We start from the raw sequence: 22,765 nt of genomic DNA, 5'->3' as shown, positions 1-22,765 counted from the left end.
TACATCGCAAAGTGACACGTGATGCTAATGTAGCAGGCAGGCGATGATTCACGTTATACACGCCCGAGTAATCCGATGGACGCAATTATTATTGAAGGCTTAAAGGTCGAAACAGTGGTGGGCTGTTTTAACTGGGAGCGTCAGATTATCCAGCCTTTGCTGCTGGACTTAAGCATTCAGTGCAGTCTGGAGCAGGCTGCCTGTTCTGATGAACTGGAAGATACCCTGAACTATGCCGAAATTTGCGAAATTTCTGCGCAAGTGATTCAGGCCGCTCAGCCAAAATTGATTGAACATGCAGCAAAGCTGGTGCTGGATGCACTTTTTGCTCACTATCCTACAGTTGAATCGATTATGATTAGCATCCGCAAGCCTGCCATTATCCCGCAAGCCCAATCTGTAGGAATTCGTCTTGAACGCCACCGAAACGATTTTCGCCCTAGCACTGGCGAGTAATTCTCATCCTGAACAGCATTTTCAACAGGCATTTGCTGCGCTGTCGCGTTTGGGGCGTTTGCAGTGTTCCTCGATTTATCTGATTCCGTGCCGGGATGGGATTGGTGCGGATTACTGGAATGCCGCCTGTCTGCTCAAGAGTGAACACAGTGTCGAGCAGATTCTGGCCTTGCTAAAACAGTTAGAAGCAGATTCCGGGCGGGTACGACCTTCACATCAAATCAGTTTAGATGTGGATTTAATTGCTTGGGGGACAAGCCTGGAGCAAATGCAATTTAATCCAAAGAAATTACCGCTGGCGCTGGATGTAAAAATCCCGATGTTTGAGCTGTGGCACAATGCGGCATTTGCCCACCAGCCCCATCCATTTCCTGTGATTCAATGTTCAGCGTGAAGATGACATGACTCATCAGCAAGCCCGGTTTTATACCGGGCTTTTTAAATTAAGTAGATAAATTGGTCGTGTTGATTTTACTTAAGCTTGCACACGCATGATAAAACAGCCTGCGAGGATGCAGGCTGTTTTTGGAATCTTTCATCAAACATGATGAAGATAAAACGCTTAAATATAATAACTAGTCTTGGTCATCAGTTTTGAAATACCGGTCATAGCAATACGTACAGGCGCAGGGAGATCAACCCCGCCTGCATTTAGCGCCGTATCACGATGATGCAGCTCATCCTCGTTCATTTGTTCCAGAATTTTGCGCGAGCGTTCATCATGTGCTGGCAATTGACGAATATGATCTTCTAAATGCAGGCTGACCTGACGCTCAGTTTCAGCGACAAAACCTAAGCTATATTTATCTCCGGCAATTCCGGCAATAGCGCCCATGCCAAAAGATAGTCCGTACCAGACCGGATTGAGCAGGCTGGTATGGCTATCCAGTTCTTTTAAACGGTCTTCACACCAGGCCAAATGATCCTGTTCTTCAATGGCGGCCTGTTCCATTTCGCGGCGTACATTGGGGAGCTTCGCTGTCAGTGCCTGACCATGATACAGCGCCTGCGCACAAACTTCACCACTATGATTGACCCGCATTAATCCCGCCACATGACGCGCTTCACTCACTGCTAATTGAGTTGGAGTATTTTGCCCAGGATTATCGCGCTGAGCCGAGGTGACACCCGGAACCAGGCTGCGTAAGGCCTGATCAAATGAATGAATAAACTTGTCGAGACCGGTGTAATGACGCATGAATTTAATCCTCCAGAGGGTCTGCTGCAGTATCAAGCATAGACTTGAGTTTAAACAAGAGCCAGATGGTGAATATGGCGCTTAAAACAGCAGTAATACAAAACAGAATTTTAAGGTCAATTTGCAGCACGCTTAAAATAATAATCGAGAAGATGGCTGAAGAAACCATAAAAATCGCATTTAAAATGTTATTGGCTGCCACCACCCGGGCACGATGCGAGCGCGGTGAATAGGCCTGCATCATGGCATATAGGGGCACAATATAAAAACCGCCGCTAATACCGAGCAAAGTCACGGCCAGCATCACATGATAATAACTCCAGCCTTGCTGAAAGACTTCGCTTAAGCCCAGCAGTTCGCCAGTTTGTGGTGGTACAAAGGCCAGGGCGGCGGCCAGATAAAATGCAAATACGGTTAAACCGACTGCACCAATCGGCACCATCTTGATATTTACCTCGGTGCCGCCAATTTTACGACAGAGTAATGAACCGACACCAATCCCGACCGAGAAGAAAGTTAGCAATAAGCTGACCACATTTTCAGAAGCATGCAGGTTTTGCTGGGTCAGCTGCGGAATTTGGGTCAGATACGTCGCGCCATAAAACCAGTACCAGGAGTTACCGAGTAAAATCAGAAAAATCAGCGGCAGGTTTTTGGCATATTTTAAGGTTTGAATACTGGTACGGAAAAAGTTCCAGTCCACCTGTAACTGCGGTGCAGCAATCGGCTGTTTTAAAATAAAACGGCTGGCAAGATAACCGACCACGGCAATAGCCAGCACGGTCAGGCTGATCCAGAGTAAATTACCAGCGGAGAGGGAAATCACCGCGCCGCCTAGAATCATCCCGACCAGAATGGCAATTGAGGTGCCGGACTGGAACAGCGCATTTCCCGACATCAACTCATTCGGTTTCAGGATTTCTGGCAAAATCGCATATTTGATGGGACCAAAAAAGGTCGATTGGGTACCCATTAAAAACAGGGCAAACATCAGCAACCATAAGTTGCCAATCAGGAAGCCGACCGTGGCCAGTAACATCACCGCAATTTCCAGCAGTTTTAAATAACGCACCAGCTGCGAGCGTTCATATTTATCGGCAATTTGTCCGGCTGTGGCCGAGAAAATAAAATAGGGCAAAATGAACAGCAGTGCCGCCAGATTATTCAGGGTGCTGATACTGCCAGATTGCTGACTGATCCAGCCATAGGTAATCACCAGCAGCAAAGCCTGCTTAAACACGTTGTCATTCAGCGCGCCCAGAAACTGGGTACAGAACATGGGCAAGAAGCGTCGTGTGGCTAGCAAATTTTCATTTTTTTCCATAAGAAGTGGACTTCATTAGTTTTATTAAGAAATGTGACCAATTGATATAATTGCCCGAAAATCATGTATGATATTTTGCAGTGTTTTCACTGTTGAAAAAATCCAATAAATTAGAGTCTGTTAGCGAACATTTCATTGCGGATTTTTCCATTAAAAAGATTAAATTTAGAGTTTTCTATGCTTGTGAACCGAACTTTTAAAAAGTCTGCGCTGTCTAACAGTATGCATGCCATAATTCAGTGGAGGCATTCCAGACAACTTTGTCTGAGCATCTTTTTAAGTTTAGTCGCACAGCAGGGCTTTAGTCAAAATCCTCCCGCAGTGGCGGAACCGGCGAGCGATCCGGTCGCATCGGCCGACATGAAACAGGAAATTCGCGATCTGGCGCTCAGCCAAGGCAAAGATACCCCTGAAGAATTAGAAAAAATTGAGAATTTTCAGGTGCCCAGCACTGAGCCGGACAGTCTGGAGATGTTGCAACAGCAGCAAAATAGCAGTGAACCGATAGCCGCTTTTCAGCCAATTGAACTGGAAAATCTGGATGATTTACCGGTAATGCCGGTCGATGCCAATATGGCCGCAGAAATTTTCCAGATCGCTGAACAGGCCAAACAGGAAGCACGCCAGTATCGCGCCGAGCAGAATACCGAAGTACTAATTAATGATGCCACCCAGCAGGAACTGGCCGAAATTAACCAGTCTCCGGTCAATGTCGACCAGCTCATGGACAGTATTCGCGCCGACAGCCAGATTGTGGTGGAAGCGAATACCTCCGGCCGAACCCTGACTGAATTGGGCCTGAATACAGAAGTGGCCGATGCCGATAAACCGGGGTTTTTCCGGCGCTTGCTGTATAAGGTACGTCCACCGCGTGAGTTAAATACTGCACGGGTGCCCCGGATTAGTGCCGATGTGGTGATTACCGGCGCCGAAAATAGTGGTGAAGTTTCCGCAGAGGCCTATGCCACGGCACTGGAAAATCTGCGTGCCAATGTGCGCGGCAAACTGTCCAGTTTTACCCAGGAATCTTTTGCCGATTTTCCCTCGGCTTTACCACAGCTGCGTTCTTTATCTAATCAGGCGGCACAGGCCGTCGGCTTTTATCATGCCGAATTCAAGTTTGAAAAGCTGAATGACAGCCGGGTGCGGGTTCTGGTCACACCAAATACACCGGTGCGTGTGCAGGAGCAGAATATTGAATTTAGCGGCCCAGGTGAGAATCTGGCACAGTTCCAGGTAATTCGCGTCCTGCCCGATCAGGATGTGGGCGATGTGTTTCACCACGGTCTGTATGAAGAGACCAAAACCCGGATTAATGATGCTGCCTCCAATAACGGTTTCTTTGATGGCTATTGGCGCCTGCATGACGTGAAAGTGGCGCAGCCGCAAAATACTGCCGATATTAATCTGCGCTATGAAACCGGCGAGCGTTATACGTTGGGGCCGGCCCAGTTCCGGATGAGCGATCCGAGCAAAGAATTTCCTCTGGATATGGATATTCTGGAAAGCATGGTGCCGTGGGAAGATGGCGCCGATTATACTTTCTGGCGGGTCAATGGTCTGGCCAATAACCTGACCAACTCACGTTATTTTAACTATACGTTGGTCGATACCATGCGTCCCGATCCGCTGGAACGCCCAACAGAGTTGCCACCGGATATTCAGGCCCTGGTTGATCAGCGCAAACTTTCCGCTGAAGACTTCCAGCCGGTTCAGGACCAGAAAGATTTAAGCTCGACTGAAGAAGTGACCCAGTCAGTGGTGGATGAAGACCAGTTTGCCGGCACTCAGGAAGCCGAGCAGAATGAAAACATCCGTCAGCTGCGGGTCGAACAGGAAACCCAGCAATCAGAAGAAGAGCGGCTAAAAGAACAGGCACGTCTGGAAAAGAAAATTCCGGTGATTGTGACTTTGAACGCCGATAAGCTGAACAGTGCAGAAGTTGGTGCCGGTTATGGCACAGATACCGGAATGCGTGTACGTGGCCAGTATCGCCGGGCCATTGTTAACCGTCGTGGTCACTCCTTCGATGCCAACCTGGAACTATCTGAAATCCGCCAGTCTTTAGATGGCCGCTATAGCATTCCCTATAATCATCCACTGAATGACTATATTACTTTGGTGGCCGGTTATGAGCGTGAAGAGCGTAGCGATGTTTCTGCCGGCAATGACCTGTTAATTGAATCGGCAGTGGCCGGCGCCGACCGGATTATTAAAAACCCGCGTGGCAGCTGGCAACATGCTTATGGTCTGCGTTACCGTCTGGACCGTTTAACCCAGAACGGTGTGGTCGATATTGACAAGATTCCTGACGCCTTTATTGGTAATGGTTCCACCGAACAGCAGTCTTTACTGTTCGGTTATGAACTGTCGCGCACCGACAGCAGCCCGCGTGTCAATCCGACCCGTGGTTTCAAGCAGATTTATAAAGTTGAACTTGGCAGTGAAAGTCTGTTGTCCGATGCTGATATGGCAATTTTGAATGCCGGCTGGCGTTTTATTTATTCTCTGGGTGAAAATAACGATCATCAGTTTGTCGGTCGTGCCGATTTGGGTTATATCGTGACCGAAGATTTTAGCAAAGTGCCTTATAATCTGCGTTACTTTGCCGGTGGGGATCAGACCATTCGCGGTTTTGACTTTAAGAGCCTGTCTCCGCAAATTGATGGCTTTAAAATTGGTGGACAAGCACTTGGGGTGGGCTCACTGGAATATAACTATCAATTCAGGGAAGGCTGGCGCGCAGCAATTTTTAGCGATTTTGGTAATGCCTATGATGCCGATTTTAGCAATCCGACCGAATACAGTGTCGGTTTAGGGGTACGCTGGGCATCACCAATTGGCCCGATTCGGGTCGATGTCGCTTCGGGCATTTCGGATGAGAATCATCCAATTCGTCTGCATTTCTTTATTGGCTCGCAATTATAAAATTAAGATTTAGAGAGAACTATGGCTGAAGTTGAACAGCAACCAAATACACCCGCGCCTGTACCCAAAAAGCGCAGAATAGTCAGAAGTGCCTTGTTGTCACTGCTGTTTATGGTGGTGTTGCTGGTATCGGCTTTGGCAATCATGTTCTCGACCGACCGTGGCAGTAAATTCCTGCTCGACCGGGTGCTGGAACGTCAGCAGATCATTCAGTATGAATATGAAGGCGGAAACTTATTACGCGGTATTATCCTGCGCAATATTCTGGTTACGCTAAAATCAGTCGATGTCAAAATTGACCGCGCTGATGTCATGCTGGGCTGGCGCGCCGTGCTGAATAAGGAAATCCATTTTACCCATGCCGATGTGCGTAATCTGCAAATTACCACCAAAGGACCGCCAAGTGATGGACCATTCAAGTTTAATGAAATCCGTCTGCCTTTTGTACTCCGGCTTGATCATGCCGATCTGGACCGTTTGCTGATTCAGACTTCAGGTGGCAGCAAAGTCAATTTTTATGATGTGATCCTGAACGATGCGCTGTGGTCGGGCACCAAACTGGAATTTGAAGATTCCAGTATGCGTATGGATTATCTGTCGGTCAAAAATGCCAGCGGCGATATGGATTTTTATGGCAAATATCCGCTGAATGCCATTGGTGATGTGAATTTACCTTCGTTAAATAACAGCCTGAATATTCATGATATTAAAGTGGTGGCCAAAGGGTCTTTAGATACCATTCAGGCCGGGGTGGCGACCTATACGCCCGATTTGCTCACCGGTTGGGTGGTGCTGCATCCAATGCGTAAAAATGTGCCGATGTTTGGCGAGCTGCAGTTCAATCAATACCATTGGCCGCTGTTACAAGATTGGGAGCTGTATACAGAAGACGGCACAGCCAAGTTTAAGGGTGATATCAAGCGTCTGGATTTAGATGTCGCTACCGATCTGACAGGTAAAGATATTCCAAAAGGACAATATACCGCGCTCATGCATACCGATCTGGTCAATCAGCTGAACATCAGCAACTTAAATGGCCAGCTGATGCAGGGCGCCGTGAATGTGGCTGGTGTGGTCGGCTGGAACGAGCGCGTCAGCTGGGATATTACCGGTCGCCTGGACAAGATTAATCCGAAAGACCCACTCATTCCGCAAGTGGTGCAGGATTTTCTGCCGCCAAGTCTGGATGCTCAAATTGCCTCTAAAGGCCATTTAGAAAATGGAACTCATCTGACGGCGCAGGTCGATTTCGACCGCTATGAAACCTGGAACCTGAAACTGGATCAGAATGCGCCGAAAAACCGCCAGCCAAACCCCATGGTACTGGATGTGCGCTGGAACAATATTGACCGCGCGATGCCTTATATTGGCTGGTTATCCAGTGAATCGGGTGATGTGCAGATGGCCCTGGTCGAAGGCCAGCAAAAGATTTTTGTCGCAACCCAGGTGGCACAGCATGAGCAGGGCGCTTTACCGGCGGGTATGTACAAGGCCGAGCTGAATCTGAAGAACAATAATCTGGATGTACCTAGCTTTAGCTATAACGCCGGCGCCAGCACCTTAACGGGACGTGCGCTGATTGAACTGCCAACCGACAAGCGCCAGCTCAAATGGAATGCTACGTTAAACGCGGACAATTTTAATCCGCAAATTATTGCTGATGCTGCTCCGGTCAATCTGCTGAATGGCCGTTTGCAGGCCAATGGTTTTGCCCGTCCAAACCAGCAGATTATTCATTTAAACAATATTGATTTACGCGGGCGTCTGGCCGAGCAGGATGAAACAGTGCATTTGACCGGGAACAGTACCGTGGCCTTGCTGTTCCATGATGAACGTGCGGGTGGCGGCTTCAAGAGCTTCGCGGTCAATTATGATGGCGCGCTCAACAGCAGTCTGCTGGAAGCCAGTCAGGGCAGTTTAAAGCTGAAACTGTCCGGTACACCGGAGCTGATCAAGATTTCAGACCTGCGTCATGACGGTGTGGCCGGGCAGATTCTGGCCAATGGTATGCTGAACCTGAAAAATGGCATTGGCTGGAACCTGAACGCCTCTTTAATCCGCTTTAAACCGCATTATTTTGTCTCGAGTGTGCGCGGCGAGCTGTCGGGCAATGTACGTACCCAAGGGGTTTGGTCAGATCAGCTTAAACGCATCAATATTGAAAAGCTCAATTTGGCCGGCATGATCAACAATAAACCGGTACGTGGTACCGGTAATCTGGCCCTGTTGATGGATGCCAATCAGCAAGGTTTCCTGCCGCAGCAGTTTGAGGCCAATAATTTATATCTGGCCTATGCCAAGAACCAGATTCAGGCTACTGGTAATGCACAAAACCTGAGAATCAAACTGAATGCACCAGCACTGTATGAACTGTATGCCGGTTTGCGTGGCCGTGCTTATGGCTATTTAAATGTGCAGTCGCAACCACGTTTGCAGGCCACCGCCAATCTGGTGGTCGATGATTTTGGTTTAAATAACCTGTTTAGCGTGCGCAAAATGCGTTTACGCGGTGAATTGCCGACCTCGGAAAATACCCCAACCTTGTTTACGGCCAGTCTGGAAAATCTACGTAGCGGCAACCGTGAAATTCAAAAAGGCGAGATTTCACTGGCCGGTACCCGCCAGGCGCATCTGCTGAAAGTGAAAGCGGAAAACCGTTTAAGTAGCTTCTATGTGCAGCTGGCCGGCGGCTTTAATGCTGAAAATAACTGGCTGGGTCAAATCCAGAAAGGTGATTTTGACTCCTTAAGAACCCGTCTGGTGCAGCGTCAGAATGCCTCGGTCATCTTCCAGACCAAAACCAGTGATCTGTTTGTGGGTGCGCATTGCTGGATGAGCCAGCAAAGCCAGTTGTGTTTTGACCAGCCAATTCGGGTCAATAAAAACCGAGGCAATGTGTCCTTTGTAACCCGCAATGTCGACCTGAACGATTTTGCCGCCTTTATGCCGGAAGGTCTGGCGATTACCGGTAAAGTCAATGGACATGCCAAAGCCTCCTGGGCACAAGGCCAGCGGCCAAAAATTGATGCACGTCTGGTAACCCGTAATGGGGTCATTGGTCTGGCAGGTGATGACCCGCAAGAACTGGGTTCGACCTTAAGCTATGATCAGGTGGCTGTGGTGGCTAAAAGTATTGCCGAAGGTCTGCAAATTCGACTGGATGTGAAAACCCCGGAAATTGGTGCCGGTTATGCCAATGTTATTATTGATCCATATACCGAGCGTAAGCCGATGCGCGGTGAAATTGCCTTTAATGAAGTGCAGTTAAAAGTCTTTAAGCCGTTTATTGCCGATGTGCGTTCTATGGCTGGGGTATTGTCCTTTGCCGGTAAGGTCGGCGGTACGTTAACCCAGCCATTACTGACCGGTGAAATGCGTCTGAAAGATGGTGCCATCAGCATGATTTCCCTGCCGGTGAACCTGACCAATGTGCAGCTGTATTCCTCGATTCGACAGGATTCGGCCACAATTAATGGCGCATTTAACAGTGGTCAGGGCGTGGGACATTTAACCGGTCATGTTGACTGGAAAGGCGTACCGAAAATTCAGCTGAACTTAAAAGGGGATAATCTGCTGGTGCGTCAGGCGCCGCTAATTACCGCCATTGTGACGCCGGATTTATCCATGGAGGTTTTTCCGACTCAGAAACGTTTAAGCTTAAATGGCAAGGTCGATGTGCCGCGTGCGTTAATTTCCATGCCTGAGGCTTCCGATCCGGTGGTGAATCTGTCTTCGGATGTGCGTGTGGTGCATGAAGGGCAAGACCAGCTGGCGGTATTACGCTCTGCACGTCCTTGGGATATTCGTGCCGATCTGGAACTGAATCTGGGCGATCAGGTCATCTTCCAGGGCTTTGACAGCCGTATTCCACTGGTGGGCCGTCTGTATCTGAGTCAGCGTGGTCTGGAAACCGCCATGCGCGCCAATGGTGCAATTGGGGTTAGCCAGCGCGTCAAGATTGAAGCCTATGGCCAAAGTCTGGATTTAAACCGTGCCATCGCCCGTTTTAATGGACCATTAGCCAACCCGAGTCTAGATATTGATGCCAACAAGAGCGTACAGGGCAGCGTAGTCGGGGTGCGGGTGACCGGAACGGCTTCTGGTCCGAATATTCAGGTCTATAACGATGCCGGCTTGTCCGAGCAGGAAGCACTAAATGCCCTGATTACCGGCCGGATTAACGAAGGTGCCAGCGGTTTAAGCCAGACCGACAGTTTCCGTTCCGATGTCAACAATACCATTGCGGCGGCAGGTATCAGTCTTGGTTTAGGCGGCACGCGTGCCCTGACCAACCAGATTGGGCGTACCTTTGGTTTAAGTGGGTTGGCTTTAGATGCACAGGGTACGGGGGATGATACCCAGGTCAGCCTGACCGGTTATATCACTCCGGATCTGTTTATCCGTTATGGCGTGGGCGTGTTTACCCCGGTGAACAAGCTGACTTTGCGTTATCAGATGAACAAACGTTTGTATCTGGAAGCCAGCCAGTCGCTGGAACGTGCCGTGGATATTTTCTATAACTGGCGTTTCTAAGCCGTCTAATCTGGACTATAAAATGCGCTCAACCCGGGCGCATTTTTTCTGGCCGATTTCTCATTCAGGATAACTTTGATTATCATAGCGGAAATAGGAGAGTATGCATGAACAAACTATTCGCTTTGGCTGCCGTAATTGCATTGGCCGGCTGTGCAGAGAAAAAGCCCTTAACCCCGGAAGAGCAGTGGAAAGGTTACTGTACCAGTGTTGGTAATGCAGCACGAACCATCATGCTGGATCGTCAAAATGCCATTGAAAAAGATCAGGCACTGGCTCATGCGGACAAAGTGGAAGATGAAACCACACGTAAATTTATTTTTGAGATTATTGAAACGGTCTATGCCATGCCTGAACAGGAAGTGAAGGGCGATGTAGATGCCGCGCGTGAGAAAATTAAAACGCAATATACAGAAAAATGTCTGGCTACGCCGTATGACGAAATGCCGGATTATCGACGTTTTTAAGTCATGAACCCAAAATGCCAGAGGACATATTTGTGATCTGGCATTTTTTTGTGCTCACTATTTCTGCATATAGATAACAATAATCAAAATTCGCTGCGTTGATTTATATTTTAAGCAGATATTGAGTCTACTATTTCTTCCTCTACTTACTTCTAAATAGCCTAAGCAATATAAATATATATTGTGACACTTTTATTTAGCACTAATATAGAAAAGCTTATCTTTTTAATGAATAATGGATTTAACAATAGCCAGAAGAAAGGAGCACATCATGGACGTGGTTGGTTATCTGCATCATGCAGATTTGCTCTTGGAAGATGAACAGGGCGTGACCATTATTGGCAATAGCAACTATGTGCTCAGTATTGGAGATAAAGTCTATTTTCAACAACTTATTGATGCTGACAGCAAGCGTTATCAGGTCAATATCTCCTTTGCCAGTGCCGGGCATAGTACCCTGCATGAAGATGAAATTCAGGTCAAATTTGAGGGCAGTCGCGAACATCTGCAGCAATATTTAAACAGTACAACGGTACACTAAGGTTGAATAGTAATTGGAACCCGGAAAAGGCAGCATAGTGTTGCCTTTTTTCTATTTAGAATTCGGTTAAAGTGGATTAAAAGCAGCAATGACGGGTCTAAACGTGCTCCGCTTGATTATTGTATAAACAATATGAACATCATTTAGTTATAAAATAATGAGCATCACAAAGAAACACCTTCCTTGCATTAACTTTTAACTGGAATTTTAGTAAAATTTTGCAGTCCATATTACTTGTGAAGCTTTGAACAAGCTGGAATTCACAGGTAATTTTTTAAAAAAGAGGAATAACACCGTGCTAGAAGCTTACCGCCAACACGTTGAAGAACGTGCCGCACTCGGAGTCCCACCGAAGCCACTTGATGATGCTCAAACCGCTGCATTAGTTGAATTATTAAAAAACCCGCCAGCTGGTGAAGAAGCTTTCTTGGTTGATTTGCTTGAAAACCGTGTTCCAGCTGGTGTAGACCAAGCTGCTTATGTAAAAGCTGCTTTCCTGTCTGCTGTTGCAAAAGGCGAAGCGACTTCTCCATTAGTTTCTAAAGAACGTGCGGTTTACTTACTAGGTACTATGCTTGGTGGTTATAACGTAGCGCCTTTAGTTGAACTTCTGGAAAATGCTGAACTTGGTGGTTTAGCGGCTGACGCTCTGAAGAAAACCCTGCTTGTATTTGATGCATTCCACGACGTTGCTGAAAAAGCAAAAGCGGGTAATGACAATGCGAAAGCAGTACTTCAATCATGGGCTGAAGCTGAATGGTTCACTAGCCGTCCAGACGTTCCAGAAGAAATCAAACTGACTGTTTTCAAAGTAACAGGCGAAACGAATACTGACGACTTGTCACCTGCACAAGACGCGTGGAGCCGTCCAGACATTCCATTGCACGCAAATGCAATGCTGAAAAACGTTCGTGATGGTATCAACCCAGAAGTTCCTGGTGAAGTTGGTCCATTAAATCAAATTAAAGAACTGATCGCGAAAGGCAACCAGGTTGCTTACGTTGGTGACGTTGTTGGTACAGGTTCTTCTCGTAAATCTGCAACGAACTCTGTGCTTTGGTTCTTCGGTGACGAACTTCCACACATTCCAAACAAAAAAGACGGCGGTTACTGCTTAGGCGGTAAAATTGCTCCGATTTTCTTCAACACCATGGAAGATGCGGGTGCATTACCAGTTGAGATCGATGTTTCTAACATGAACATGGGTGATGAAATCACTCTGAAAATCGATCACGCTGCTGCAAAAGTAACTGCGTTCAAAAACGGCGAACAAATTGCTGAATCTGAACTGAAAACTCCAGTGCTTCTAGATGAAGTACGTGCCGGTGGCCGTATTAACCTGATCATTGGTCGTGGTTTAACTGGTAAAGCGCGTGAAGCTTTAGGTCTTGCACCATCTACTTTGTTCCGTACTCCAGTACAACCTGAAAACACAGGCAAAGGCTTCACTCAAGCTCAAAAAATGGTAGGTCGCGCTTGTGGTCTTCCAGAAGGTCAAGGTGTTCGCCCTGGTACTTACTGCGAACCTAAGATGACTACTGTTGGTTCTCAAGATACAACAGGTCCAATGACACGTGACGAATTAAAAGATTTAGCTTGTTTAGGTTTCTCTGCAGACTTAGTAATGCAATCTTTCTGTCACACAGCTGCGTATCCAAAACCAGTTGACGTTCAAATGCAACACACGCTTCCTGACTTCATCATGAACCGTGGTGGTGTTTCTTTACGTCCAGGTGACGGTATTATCCACTCTTGGTTAAACCGTATGCTTCTTCCAGATACAGTAGGTACTGGTGGTGACTCGCATACTCGTTTCCCAATTGGTATTTCTTTCCCAGCGGGTTCTGGTCTTGTAGCGTTCGCTGCAGCAACTGGTGTTATGCCACTTGACATGCCTGAGTCTGTACTTGTGAAGTTCAAAGGTAAAATGCAGCCTGGTATCACGCTTCGTGACCTTGTACATGCGATTCCTTACTACGCAATTAAAGAAGGTGACTTAACTGTAGAGAAGAAAGGTAAGAAAAACATCTTCTCTGGTCGTATCTTAGAAATCGACTTAACAGAAATGGAAACTGACTTGACTGTTGAGCAAGCATTTGAATTATCTGATGCTTCTGCTGAACGTTCAGCTGCTGGTTGTTCTATCACACTTTCTGAAGAGAAAGTTGCTGAATACCTTCGTTCAAACATCACTATGCTTAAGTGGATGATTTCTGAAGGTTATGGCGATGCGCGTACTATGGCTCGTCGTGTTGAGAACATGGAAAAATGGTTAGCGAACCCATCACTTCTTAAAGCTGATGCTGACGCTGAATACACGAAAGTGTATGAAATTGACCTTGCAGACATCAAAGAACCTATCCTTTGCTGCCCGAACGATCCAGATGATGCAAAACTTCTTTCTGACGTTCAAGGCGACAAAATTGATGAAGTATTCATCGGTTCTTGTATGACAAACATCGGTCACTTCCGTGCTGCTGGTAAGTTATTAGACAAAGTTCCTGGTGGTTCTTTATCTACTCGTCTATGGTTAGCGCCTCCAACTCGTATGGATGAGCGTCAATTGATGGAAGAAGGCTTCTACAACACTTATGGTAAAGCTGGTGCACGTACAGAAATGCCAGGTTGTTCATTGTGTATGGGTAACCAAGCACGTGTAGCGCCGAACACAACTGTCGTATCAACTTCTACACGTAACTTCCCGAACCGTTTAGGTCAAGGTGCAAACGTATACTTAGCTTCTGCTGAGCTTGCATCTGTTGCTGCGGTTCTTGGTAAATTACCAACTCCAGAAGAGTATCAACAATACGCTTCTCAAATCGACAGCATGTCTGCTGACATTTACAAGTACTTGAACTTTGATCAAATGTCTGAATACACAGATGCTGCTGAAAATGTAGATACGAAGAAAATTGCTGCTGCTCAATTAACCTAATTTATTGAAAAATAAATTAAATTGAGTTAGAAATAAGGGCTGAGTAATCAGCCCTTATTTTTTTATGCAAAATTATTACGAAAATAAATTTGAGTCTCTATTATTAGAATGTGGACATGAGATTGCAAAGCAAAAAATTGTGGAAGATCTCTTATATAAAAGCTCACAACCTAAAAATGGAATTTTTAAAAACAAATTTGATATGTTTTGGCAAGCAAATTTTATAAGTTCGCTTACAGTAGAAAATGTAAGGAGCGAAAATTATATTCTCGCTTTAAGCCAATATATTCGTTTTAATTTAGTTGATAAAAATATCTGTCTCAATTATTTAAATCTTGATGTTCAAAGTTTTATTTTAGCAGTACGTTATTCTGGGCTCATCATTCATTCCAATCATCATTCATGGTGTGTACTAAAGGAAATTGAACAAGAAGTTAAAAATGAAACATTGTATATCTTTTTTCAGACTGTACGACACTTACAATCACAATATAAGCATCGCTTAGAAACTTATGAAGATATAAAAAATAAACTAAACATTGGTCAAGTCACAGCTATGGCTTTTGGAAGTTTATATGCTTATCAGTATTTGATTCCTCATCAAGATTATATTAATTATTTGCCTTATCAATTTGATAAAGATGAAAATAATTCAGCTGAAATGATTTGGAAAGCTTTTGATCATATTGTTAAAACCTCTAGAAAGAATACTAAAAAGTTAACAGAACAATCGATAGCATTGGCATTGAGAAATAAGTTAATGCCTTTCTTGATTGGTGAGGGTATGACTGTGCTTCTTCAAGAGCAGTATGAATTGTATAAAAAGCTTGTAGCTATCAAAATTGAGATTATTAATTATAAAAGAAATGTACTAGAGTCGTTTTGTTTTGATAAGCAGGTAAATTATAAGCTAAACAACTCAGAATTGATTTATACCAATACACAAGAGAGAAAGGATCGTTGGTCAGAGAAAAATTCATTATTAATAAGCTATTGGCTTGGTATTGGTACTGAAAAATTACTAAATTCTGACGCTAAGTATAGCATTATAAATACAGGTGAAAATTTAGAAGCTAATGCAATCGCGTTATCAAAAGCATATGGTGTTCAAGAACAGTTAACTCAAGTTTATGGAATTTCAGATTTCAGTATCAATCATCAGAAACTCGATGTTTATGAAACAATGATTACCATGACTTTATCACAAGCACATTATTTAAAAGATCATATTGAAAAATTTATGAGTTTTTTACCTAATGCAGAAAGTAATTTACATGCATTAACACAGCTTACTATGCATGGTTTTGTGATAGGTGAAAATAGAATGCCTTTCACATTTGCTAAACATGAAGATAAGATTAAAAGAATGTCTTCATGGGTAAAAGGAAGCTCAAATGCTGTCAGAAAAAAGAAAATGGATCAAATCTTAAATTTTTGGAGTTGTAATTTATATCATGAAGATGATGTTTCTACATTTCAACAAAAGCCTTTTTATAAAATAGATAATTTTATTTTTCAATTTCCATGGTTAACAGCATTCCAAAATGTGAACACAATGATGATTAATTATGTTCGTAAATTGCATAAAAATCGATTAGAACTTAAAAATGAAACAGATAATATTGAGTTAAATTTGGCTGAAAAATTTAAAAAGGCTGGATTTGAAGTATTTTGCCAGTATCATCCCCTAGATAGAGAGGTTGGTGAAATTGATCTTATTGCCGTATACGAAAACCATGTGATCGTGGCAGAGGTTAAATCAACATATATTAAAAGTAGTATTCAAGAAATTTATGAATATCGAAACTTCACTTTAAATAAGGCTGCTTATCAACTTTCGAAAAAAGTAGCTCATGTCAGAAATGAGTTTTTAAATCAATATTTTGAAAATTTAGATGATGTAAAAATTCACTCCTGGATTATAGATACAACCTTAGAATTTGATCATCAGTATTTTGATCATCATCTAAAAATATCCATAGATGAAATAATTATATCTTTAAATGGAAAGGTTGATTTTATGGATTCGATTATAGGTGGTCGCTTTGACGTGGAGGAAGTTGCGAATAGTATCGATCCTCTTAAATTTATTGATGATATTGAGAATGATAGATTTTGGAAACATCAAATCGGTAATTATGATAGTTTTATGAATCGTATGATAGGTAAATTGGATGCCTAAACAATCCCGCTTCGTCTGTATCGGTGGCTTCCTTAACGGAACTCAAGTTAAAGACCAAGGCGACAGCTTTATCTGTGCCGAAAATGGCAAACAGATTGTCTACCGTAAACAGGTCATTTTTCATCAGGAAGCTTGGGATCATGACTACTACATTTGCGAAAATGTGACCGATCAACAAGCAAAAGAGTGGGTATTTCAGAAATACGGGGAAACCGTCATCTACCGTAAACGAAAGGCCATGAAAAAGCCCCTTAATTTTAAAAATTAACGGGGCTAGTCGTACCACTCACGTGATACTCATATAAGGCTCATCTCATACTCAGCGTATTAAAGCACACTCTTTCAATTCAACCTACGAAAGTTTTTTCTGATCTTCTGATCATAAGGAGAAGATCACAGTTAAAAGTGGGGGGGAGAAAGTTTTATTGCTCAAAAATAAGCATTTTTTATCTGGAACTTGGATGTTTTGAATTTCTCATTTCATCGTTAAATGGTTACAAAAATTTTCCAATAAGACGGAAAATATTACACGGGAATAAAAGAATTTAATCATTTACCAAGTTAATTAAAGTAAAAGTTATATAACTATTCATCTTTTTAGTCATGCAAAATAGCTTGAAATTAAATCAGATATTCAGAAGCAGAATTTGGTTTTTATCCCTGATTTTGGTGATTTTTTAAAACAGCCCATAAAACAATAAATAACAATAATGACAATAGTTGTTGTCAAATTATCTTTATGCTCATGAATGAAGTTATACATATAAAAACTTCAGAAAAATAATAATTTATGGATGAGCGTATGAAAGGAAAACTGGTATTCAATAGCCTCAATATTGCGGTGTGTAGTGTCATATTGTATGGCTGTGGTGGCGGAGGTGGAGATTCTTCCGGTTCAGGAACATCTTCAAAAGTAGAACGGGAAATGGTGGAGGTGTTATCCACCCGGCCAGATTTAATTACAGACTCGGATGTATTGCTGAAACTGGATCTGCCCGATGATATTCAAACTACGGCGTTGAAAGTGTCCCTGAATGGACAAAATATTAGTGATGTATTTGCCAATGAGCAGCGCCAAGCCTTAGTTGAAGGACTTAAACTGGGCGATAATCAACTCAAGGTTGAAGCAGGGCGTTATTATCAGAATTTAAGCCTGATCAATCATCCTTCGAGTGGACCATTACTGTCTGGCCCGCAGTTAAAGCCCTGGACCTGTACTAATGCGTCGACCGATCAGTTCTGTCAAAAGGCTGTGCAATATAACTATTACTATAAAGATCGCTTGGGACTCATTAAAAGTTATGACCCGGCACAACCGCCGGCCAGTCAGAATATTGCCACCACCACTACCGATGAAGGACTAACGGTGCCATTTATTGTGCGTGAGGAAGTGGGCTATCAGAACCGCGATGAATACCGTTTTGCGGTGTTGTATGATCCGAACCAGCCGTGGACCGCCTTAAAGCCACAAGCGCAATTTAACCATAAACTGGTGGTCACGCATGGCCAAAGCTGTGGTAATGATTACCAGTCTGCCTCTGCGCCAACGGTCATTGCCACTTCAAGTTCCATTTTGCCTGATGTCACCATTTTGGCTTTAGGCCGCGGCTTTGGGGTGATGTCGACTGCACTGTCTCATAGCGGTCATAACTGTAATCTGGCGATTCAGGCAGAATCGCTGATTATGGCCAAAGAGCGTTTTATTGAGCAGTATGGCACCTTGCGCTATACCATCGGGCAGGGCTGTTCAGGTGGTGCGCTGGCAGCACAATGGGTGGCCAATGCCTATCCGGGAATTTATCAGGGGATTTTACCCACTTGCTCATTCCCTGATGCCTGGAGTACCGCTTCACAGTTCGCCGATTATCACCTGATGATTAATTATTTCCAGACTCCAGAAGGCCGTTTAAGCTTCTTGCCGCATCAGATTGCGCATGTTCAGGGACATATTTCTGAAATTAATGGCTATGTCAGTGAGCTGGCCCAGTTTGATGTGGCGCGGCCAAATACCATCTGCAAGGGAATTTCATCGGCGCAGTTATATCATGCCACCAATAATCCTCAAGGCATTCGTTGCTCGATTCAGGATGCTGCAATTAATTTGCTGGCCCCACGTCCAACGGAGCTGTGGACCGAAACTGAAAAACGGATTGGTCGCGGTTTTGCCGGCCTGCCGATGGATAATGTCGGGGTACAATATGGCCTAGACAGCTTGATGAAAAATATCATCACCCCAGAACAGTTTGTACAGTTAAACGAAAAAATAGGTGGTGTGGATATTGATATTCAGGCGGTGCCTGAACGTCTAGAAGCCAATTATACGGCGCTGAACAATGCCTATCGCAGTGGCTTAATTAATGTTGGGAACAACCTGAATAAAGTGGCGATTATTGACTGTCGAGGTCCGGACCCGGCGCTGTTCCATGATTCCTATCGTGCCTTTGCCATTCGGGCGCGACTGGAAAAAGCGCATGGCAATTATAATAACCATGTGATTTATGGCGGTGATCTGGTCATGATTGCCGATGCCAAATGTCTGGAAATCAGCTTTAATGATATGGACCGCTGGTTAAGCAATGTCGAAAAAGACTTAAGTGATTTGCCTATTGCCACCAAACTGACCCAAAACAAACCGGCAGATGTAAAAGATGCTTGTATTACTGCCGGCATCATTAACCGCGAGAATCTGTGCAGCACGCTCAGATTACCGGTATATGGCACACCGCGTATGGTGGCCGGGGACAGCCTGACCACCTATGCCAACAAGTGTCAGCTGAAACCTTTAAATGTGTCGGATTATGGCAATACGGTCCGCTTTAGCAATGAACAGCTCCAGCGATTGCATCGGGTTTTCCCGCAAGGCGTGTGTGACTATAGCCAAGCCCCAGTTGGCTTTGCTGACACCATTGGCTGGATGAGTTATCAGGATCGGCAGGGCAGCGTAGTTTATGGAGGACAACCTTTGCCTGCGGTCAGTTCATCGGCTGCACGCGGCTGGGCATCTAAAGCTTTCCAGTTGTTTTAATTCTTCACACATTTTTTGTTTCACAAAAACCAGTGATTTTTCACTGGTTTTTTATGATTCATTTTGATTTTTAGTTGAAAATTCATGTGATATAACGGCGGTTAGTTCGCCGGTGTGTAGATGGCAGGCAAATAACCTTTGGTCGAATTAAAATGTTAACCAGATCTCATTAATTCGCTGAATTATCAGGTTTTTTAGCGAGAAAGCCCAGATAAGCGTTGTAAAATCATTAGATTAAATTTACTCACAATTATTTTGATTAATATGAATTATTTCATATAATTACAATGATTTATCACAAAATGGACAAATCCCGGAAAATAGTGATAACTGATTCCGGGTTGTGACACTAAAATGAGTCTGAAAAATTAAAACAATCATAGGGTGAAGGATTATGGATATCACTGAGACGGTGTTTGACTTCAAAGCCTTATCCACACAACAACAAGATTATTTTTTTGAAAAAATTGCCGAGTTTGATCAGCAGGTGTTTACGTTAACCTGTGAAAAGGAGCTAAAGAAATATCTGTATGACCCGCAGGCAATTTCGGTCACTATTATTCAATATCATCATCGTGGCAAACTGGTCGGGCAGACCATTATTCCACTGTTGGCCTTAACCCTGTTACATCAGCCAATTCTGGTGGTCAACACACGCGCCAGTTTTTTAAAAAGCTATCGCCATCAATACAACCATAAAATCATCAACAGTGCGCTCAAAGCCATGCTGAACCAGCGCTTTAAATATCCTTTAACGCCCATGTGGTTTATTGCCACCATCAACCAGCCGAAGCTTTATGCACATTTTGTATCACGTGTTCGGGGCTTTTATCCACGCAGTGATATCCGGATGCCGGAGGATTATTTAAGCGTGTTGCAGGTGATGGCCAGCCGGCAACACGACATCCAGAAGCGTGATGAAGATATTTATGTGCATCAGACCTGTGTGCCGCTGCGCAGTGAAGAGGAGCTGCAACAGTTAAGAGTGCATGCCAATCCGCATTGCGATTTTTTTCTGCAACACGCACCGGACTATTTTGATGGCATCGGCCTGATGTGTATTTGCCGTTTAGACAGTAAAACCCTGACCGAAACGGCACTCAACTTTGCTTTGGACCGGAAGGTGTCTTAAGGCGCCAGAAATTTTAAATCGGCATGTTCACGGATGGTGTCCGCATCCAGACTGAAAATTGCATCTATAAACGCCACATTAAAACTGCCAACCTGTGAACTTTGCGCGTGGGCCAGTTTTCCGGCAATGGCAAAATGGACATGCGCGGCAATGGTGGCAATGGTCACCGGACTGACCGCGGCATACGCCGCAATTAAAGCGCCTAGGGCACAGCCGGTTGCGGTGACTTTGGGCTGTAATTCCGAGCCACCATTCACCTGCACCACCTGTTCCAGCTGTCTGGACAGAATAAAATCGGATTCACCGGAAATGGCAATACATTCGGCATGCGCCAATAAGCTTTTGGCCTGTGCATATACCGCGGTGCTGTCCAGGGTCGAATCAACACCTTTGGATTCTACCTGTGCGCCGGCCAAGCCGCCAATTTCCGACGCATTGCCGCGAATCACACTCGGTTGAAAGGCCAATAGCGCATCAACCATATCTGAGCGCCATTTTAAGACGGGCCCATAACCGACCGGGTCCAGCACCCACGGTTTGGCAAGACGCTGGGCCGTTTCTGCCGAAATCTGCATGGCCTGCATCTGTTCGCTGGTCGGTGTGCCCAAATTAATACTTAAGGCGCTGCAAATACTGCTAAAGCTTTCTGCTTCAAAAGGATTATCAATCATGGCCGGTGATGCACCGGCAGCCAGCAGAATATTGGCGGTATAATTGGTCGCAACACTGTTGGTGATACATTGCACCAGTGGTTGCCGGGTTTTGAGCAGGCTCCAGGCTTCAATAATTTTTTCAATCATTGCCGCGGTTTCATCGGGCAGGCTGCTGTCAAGAGTGGAAAGCTGTTCTGGATAATTCATCAGTTACCCCTTTATTGGGTAAAGTAGTGGTCTTGCTGTTTACAGCGACGGCAGAACAAGGACACATAATGCTGGGCATCATAATCGACATCCAGTTCATCCGAGCCGCAGTGCATACAGCGTTTTAAGGCATAAAATTTTAAGCGCGGTTCAATCTTTTCCCAGATTTTCCAGATCGGTTGTACAAAGATCATTTCATCATAATTGAGAAAACGGAAAAATAGAATTTCCACCATTTTGCTCATCGGTAGTTGTGGTGGATGTGGCAGCGTGGTGGTCATCCATTTTTCTTGCAGGCCACGTTCACGGTACTGTTCTACGGTTTTTTTCAGCAGATTGGTATTAATGAATTTTTCATTGCGTGCCTGTAATAATTTCTGGCCATGCAGATAATCCAGCGCGGTTTGCACCAGATAAAAAATCTGACCCACTGCCAGGCTGTCCAGCAGGCGAAAACACAGGCTTTTAAAACTGTTGTTGCCGGAAATTTGCACCTGCCAGATGCGGCAATAAAACTGCATGAACTGCACCACTTTTTCATACATCAGTTCATAGATGGCATCTTTGACTTCATCTGAACTGTGAAAGGGCACGCCCTGACTCAAATTCTGGTAAAACCATTGTCGAAGCTGATGGGTAATACTGAACAGGCTCGGCTCTGAATAACCATCCAGCCGCACATTCACATAATACTGGCCGGCTTCATCGGCGAATTCCTTGGCCACCAGAATCTGCTGGTCAAGCAGCTGTTTGATCAGCTGTTTCTGATATAAATAGTTGGGTGAAAAAGGCTGGAATTTAATCCGTTCCCAGTAAATATATTCATCATGCTGGGTATTTTCATGTACCTGATCGTCCAGCATCGACAATAAAAACAGTTTCTGGATAAAGCTTAACTGATTCAGCTTGTGCTCAATCATGTCTTTATCTTTGCCTTTATTTTTGAGCTTGCGGTTTTCCTGTACCAGCGCTTCTTTAATCAGCTGTTTGCGTTTTTTTTCACAGGCCGGGCAATGACAACTGTGCAAATTGCCCGGATACACTTTATGTTCGCAGTAACTGCACTCGTGATAGCTCAGCTCCTGATCGTACTGTTCGGCTTCCACCCAATACATGGCAGCGCGGCACAGCGGACACGAGGTGCTTTCATCTAACTGTTTTTGCAGAATGTGGAGCATATTCAG

14 protein-coding genes and 1 pseudogene are annotated in these 22,765 nt (G+C 44.7%); 11 read left to right on the top strand and 4 right to left on the bottom strand.

The annotated features are described in order from the left end of the window. Window positions 1-75: 75 nt before the first annotated feature. Window positions 76-456, top strand: a complete 381-nt coding sequence (gene folB / locus ACVLR6_RS08435) for a dihydroneopterin aldolase (RefSeq protein WP_016659086.1) — start codon at window positions 76-78, stop codon at window positions 454-456. Then, window positions 413-850: a 2-amino-4-hydroxy-6-hydroxymethyldihydropteridine diphosphokinase gene (locus tag ACVLR6_RS08430; protein ID WP_005178682.1), complete on the top strand. Its 438-nt coding sequence runs from the start codon at window positions 413-415 to the stop codon at window positions 848-850. The genes folB and ACVLR6_RS08430 overlap by 44 nt, the downstream gene beginning before the upstream one ends. Before the next feature lie 168 nt (window positions 851-1,018). Here the strand turns inward: ACVLR6_RS08430 and coq7 are convergent, their stop codons facing one another. Together coq7 and ACVLR6_RS08420 are read right to left on the bottom strand one after the other, a co-directional pair. After that, window positions 1,019-1,654, bottom strand: a complete 636-nt coding sequence (gene coq7, locus ACVLR6_RS08425; RefSeq protein WP_005178679.1) for a 2-polyprenyl-3-methyl-6-methoxy-1,4-benzoquinone monooxygenase — start codon at window positions 1,652-1,654, stop codon at window positions 1,019-1,021. Between the two features lie 4 nt (window positions 1,655-1,658). Further along, the gene (locus ACVLR6_RS08420; RefSeq protein ID WP_016659084.1) at window positions 1,659-2,978 is read right to left on the bottom strand and encodes an MFS transporter; all 1,320 of its coding nucleotides are present in this window, start codon (window positions 2,976-2,978) and stop codon (window positions 1,659-1,661) included. Between the two features lie 177 nt (window positions 2,979-3,155). Between ACVLR6_RS08420 and ACVLR6_RS08415 the strand changes: the two genes are divergently transcribed. The 9 genes and pseudogenes from ACVLR6_RS08415 (at window position 3,156) to ACVLR6_RS08375 (ending at window position 20,721) form a co-directional block, all read left to right on the top strand. Continuing rightward, on the top strand, window positions 3,156-5,906 hold the full coding sequence (locus ACVLR6_RS08415; RefSeq protein WP_104488918.1) for an autotransporter assembly complex protein TamA: 2,751 nt from the start codon (window positions 3,156-3,158) through the stop codon (window positions 5,904-5,906). Window positions 5,907-5,927: 21 nt separating this feature from the next. Next, complete coding sequence (locus tag ACVLR6_RS08410) at window positions 5,928-10,439, top strand: translocation/assembly module TamB domain-containing protein (protein WP_455994973.1); 4,512 nt, start codon at window positions 5,928-5,930, stop codon at window positions 10,437-10,439. Window positions 10,440-10,546: 107 nt separating this feature from the next. Next, window positions 10,547-10,906, top strand: coding sequence for a hypothetical protein (locus ACVLR6_RS08405; protein ID WP_016659081.1), 360 nt, complete (start codon window positions 10,547-10,549; stop codon window positions 10,904-10,906). Window positions 10,907-11,177: 271 nt separating this feature from the next. Then, entirely contained in the window at window positions 11,178-11,447 is a 270-nt protein-coding gene (locus ACVLR6_RS08400; RefSeq protein WP_045795477.1) for a hypothetical protein, read from the top strand. Between the two features lie 295 nt (window positions 11,448-11,742). Then, the gene (locus tag ACVLR6_RS08395; RefSeq protein WP_160243688.1) at window positions 11,743-14,382 is read left to right on the top strand and encodes a bifunctional aconitate hydratase 2/2-methylisocitrate dehydratase; all 2,640 of its coding nucleotides are present in this window, start codon (window positions 11,743-11,745) and stop codon (window positions 14,380-14,382) included. Window positions 14,383-14,446: 64 nt separating this feature from the next. Then, on the top strand, window positions 14,447-16,564 hold the full coding sequence (locus ACVLR6_RS08390; RefSeq protein ID WP_168416758.1) for a hypothetical protein: 2,118 nt from the start codon (window positions 14,447-14,449) through the stop codon (window positions 16,562-16,564). Then, a pseudogene (locus ACVLR6_RS08385) lies at window positions 16,557-16,760 on the top strand (hypothetical protein); the annotation flags it as partial. The gene ACVLR6_RS08390 and the pseudogene ACVLR6_RS08385, both read left to right, overlap by 8 nt. 606 nt (window positions 16,761-17,366) lie before the next feature. Next, complete coding sequence (locus ACVLR6_RS08380) at window positions 17,367-19,589, top strand: DUF6351 family protein (protein ID WP_160243040.1); 2,223 nt, start codon at window positions 17,367-17,369, stop codon at window positions 19,587-19,589. A gap of 394 nt (window positions 19,590-19,983) precedes the next feature. After that, entirely contained in the window at window positions 19,984-20,721 is a 738-nt protein-coding gene (locus ACVLR6_RS08375) for a hypothetical protein (RefSeq protein WP_455994970.1), read from the top strand. Here ACVLR6_RS08375 and thiM read toward each other — a convergent pair. After that, complete coding sequence (gene thiM / locus ACVLR6_RS08370) at window positions 20,718-21,581, bottom strand: hydroxyethylthiazole kinase (RefSeq protein WP_016659073.1); 864 nt, start codon at window positions 21,579-21,581, stop codon at window positions 20,718-20,720. The two genes, ACVLR6_RS08375 and thiM, sit on opposite strands and share 4 nt — an antisense overlap. A gap of 11 nt (window positions 21,582-21,592) precedes the next feature. Further along, the gene (locus ACVLR6_RS08365) at window positions 21,593-22,759 is read right to left on the bottom strand and encodes a hypothetical protein (protein WP_177155725.1); all 1,167 of its coding nucleotides are present in this window, start codon (window positions 22,757-22,759) and stop codon (window positions 21,593-21,595) included. Between the last annotated feature and the right edge of the window lie 6 nt (window positions 22,760-22,765).

The organism is Acinetobacter sp. T63, assembly GCF_053852345.1.
The sequence above is the reverse complement of the archived record's forward strand: the minus strand, read 5'-3'. Positions and strand labels throughout refer to the sequence as shown.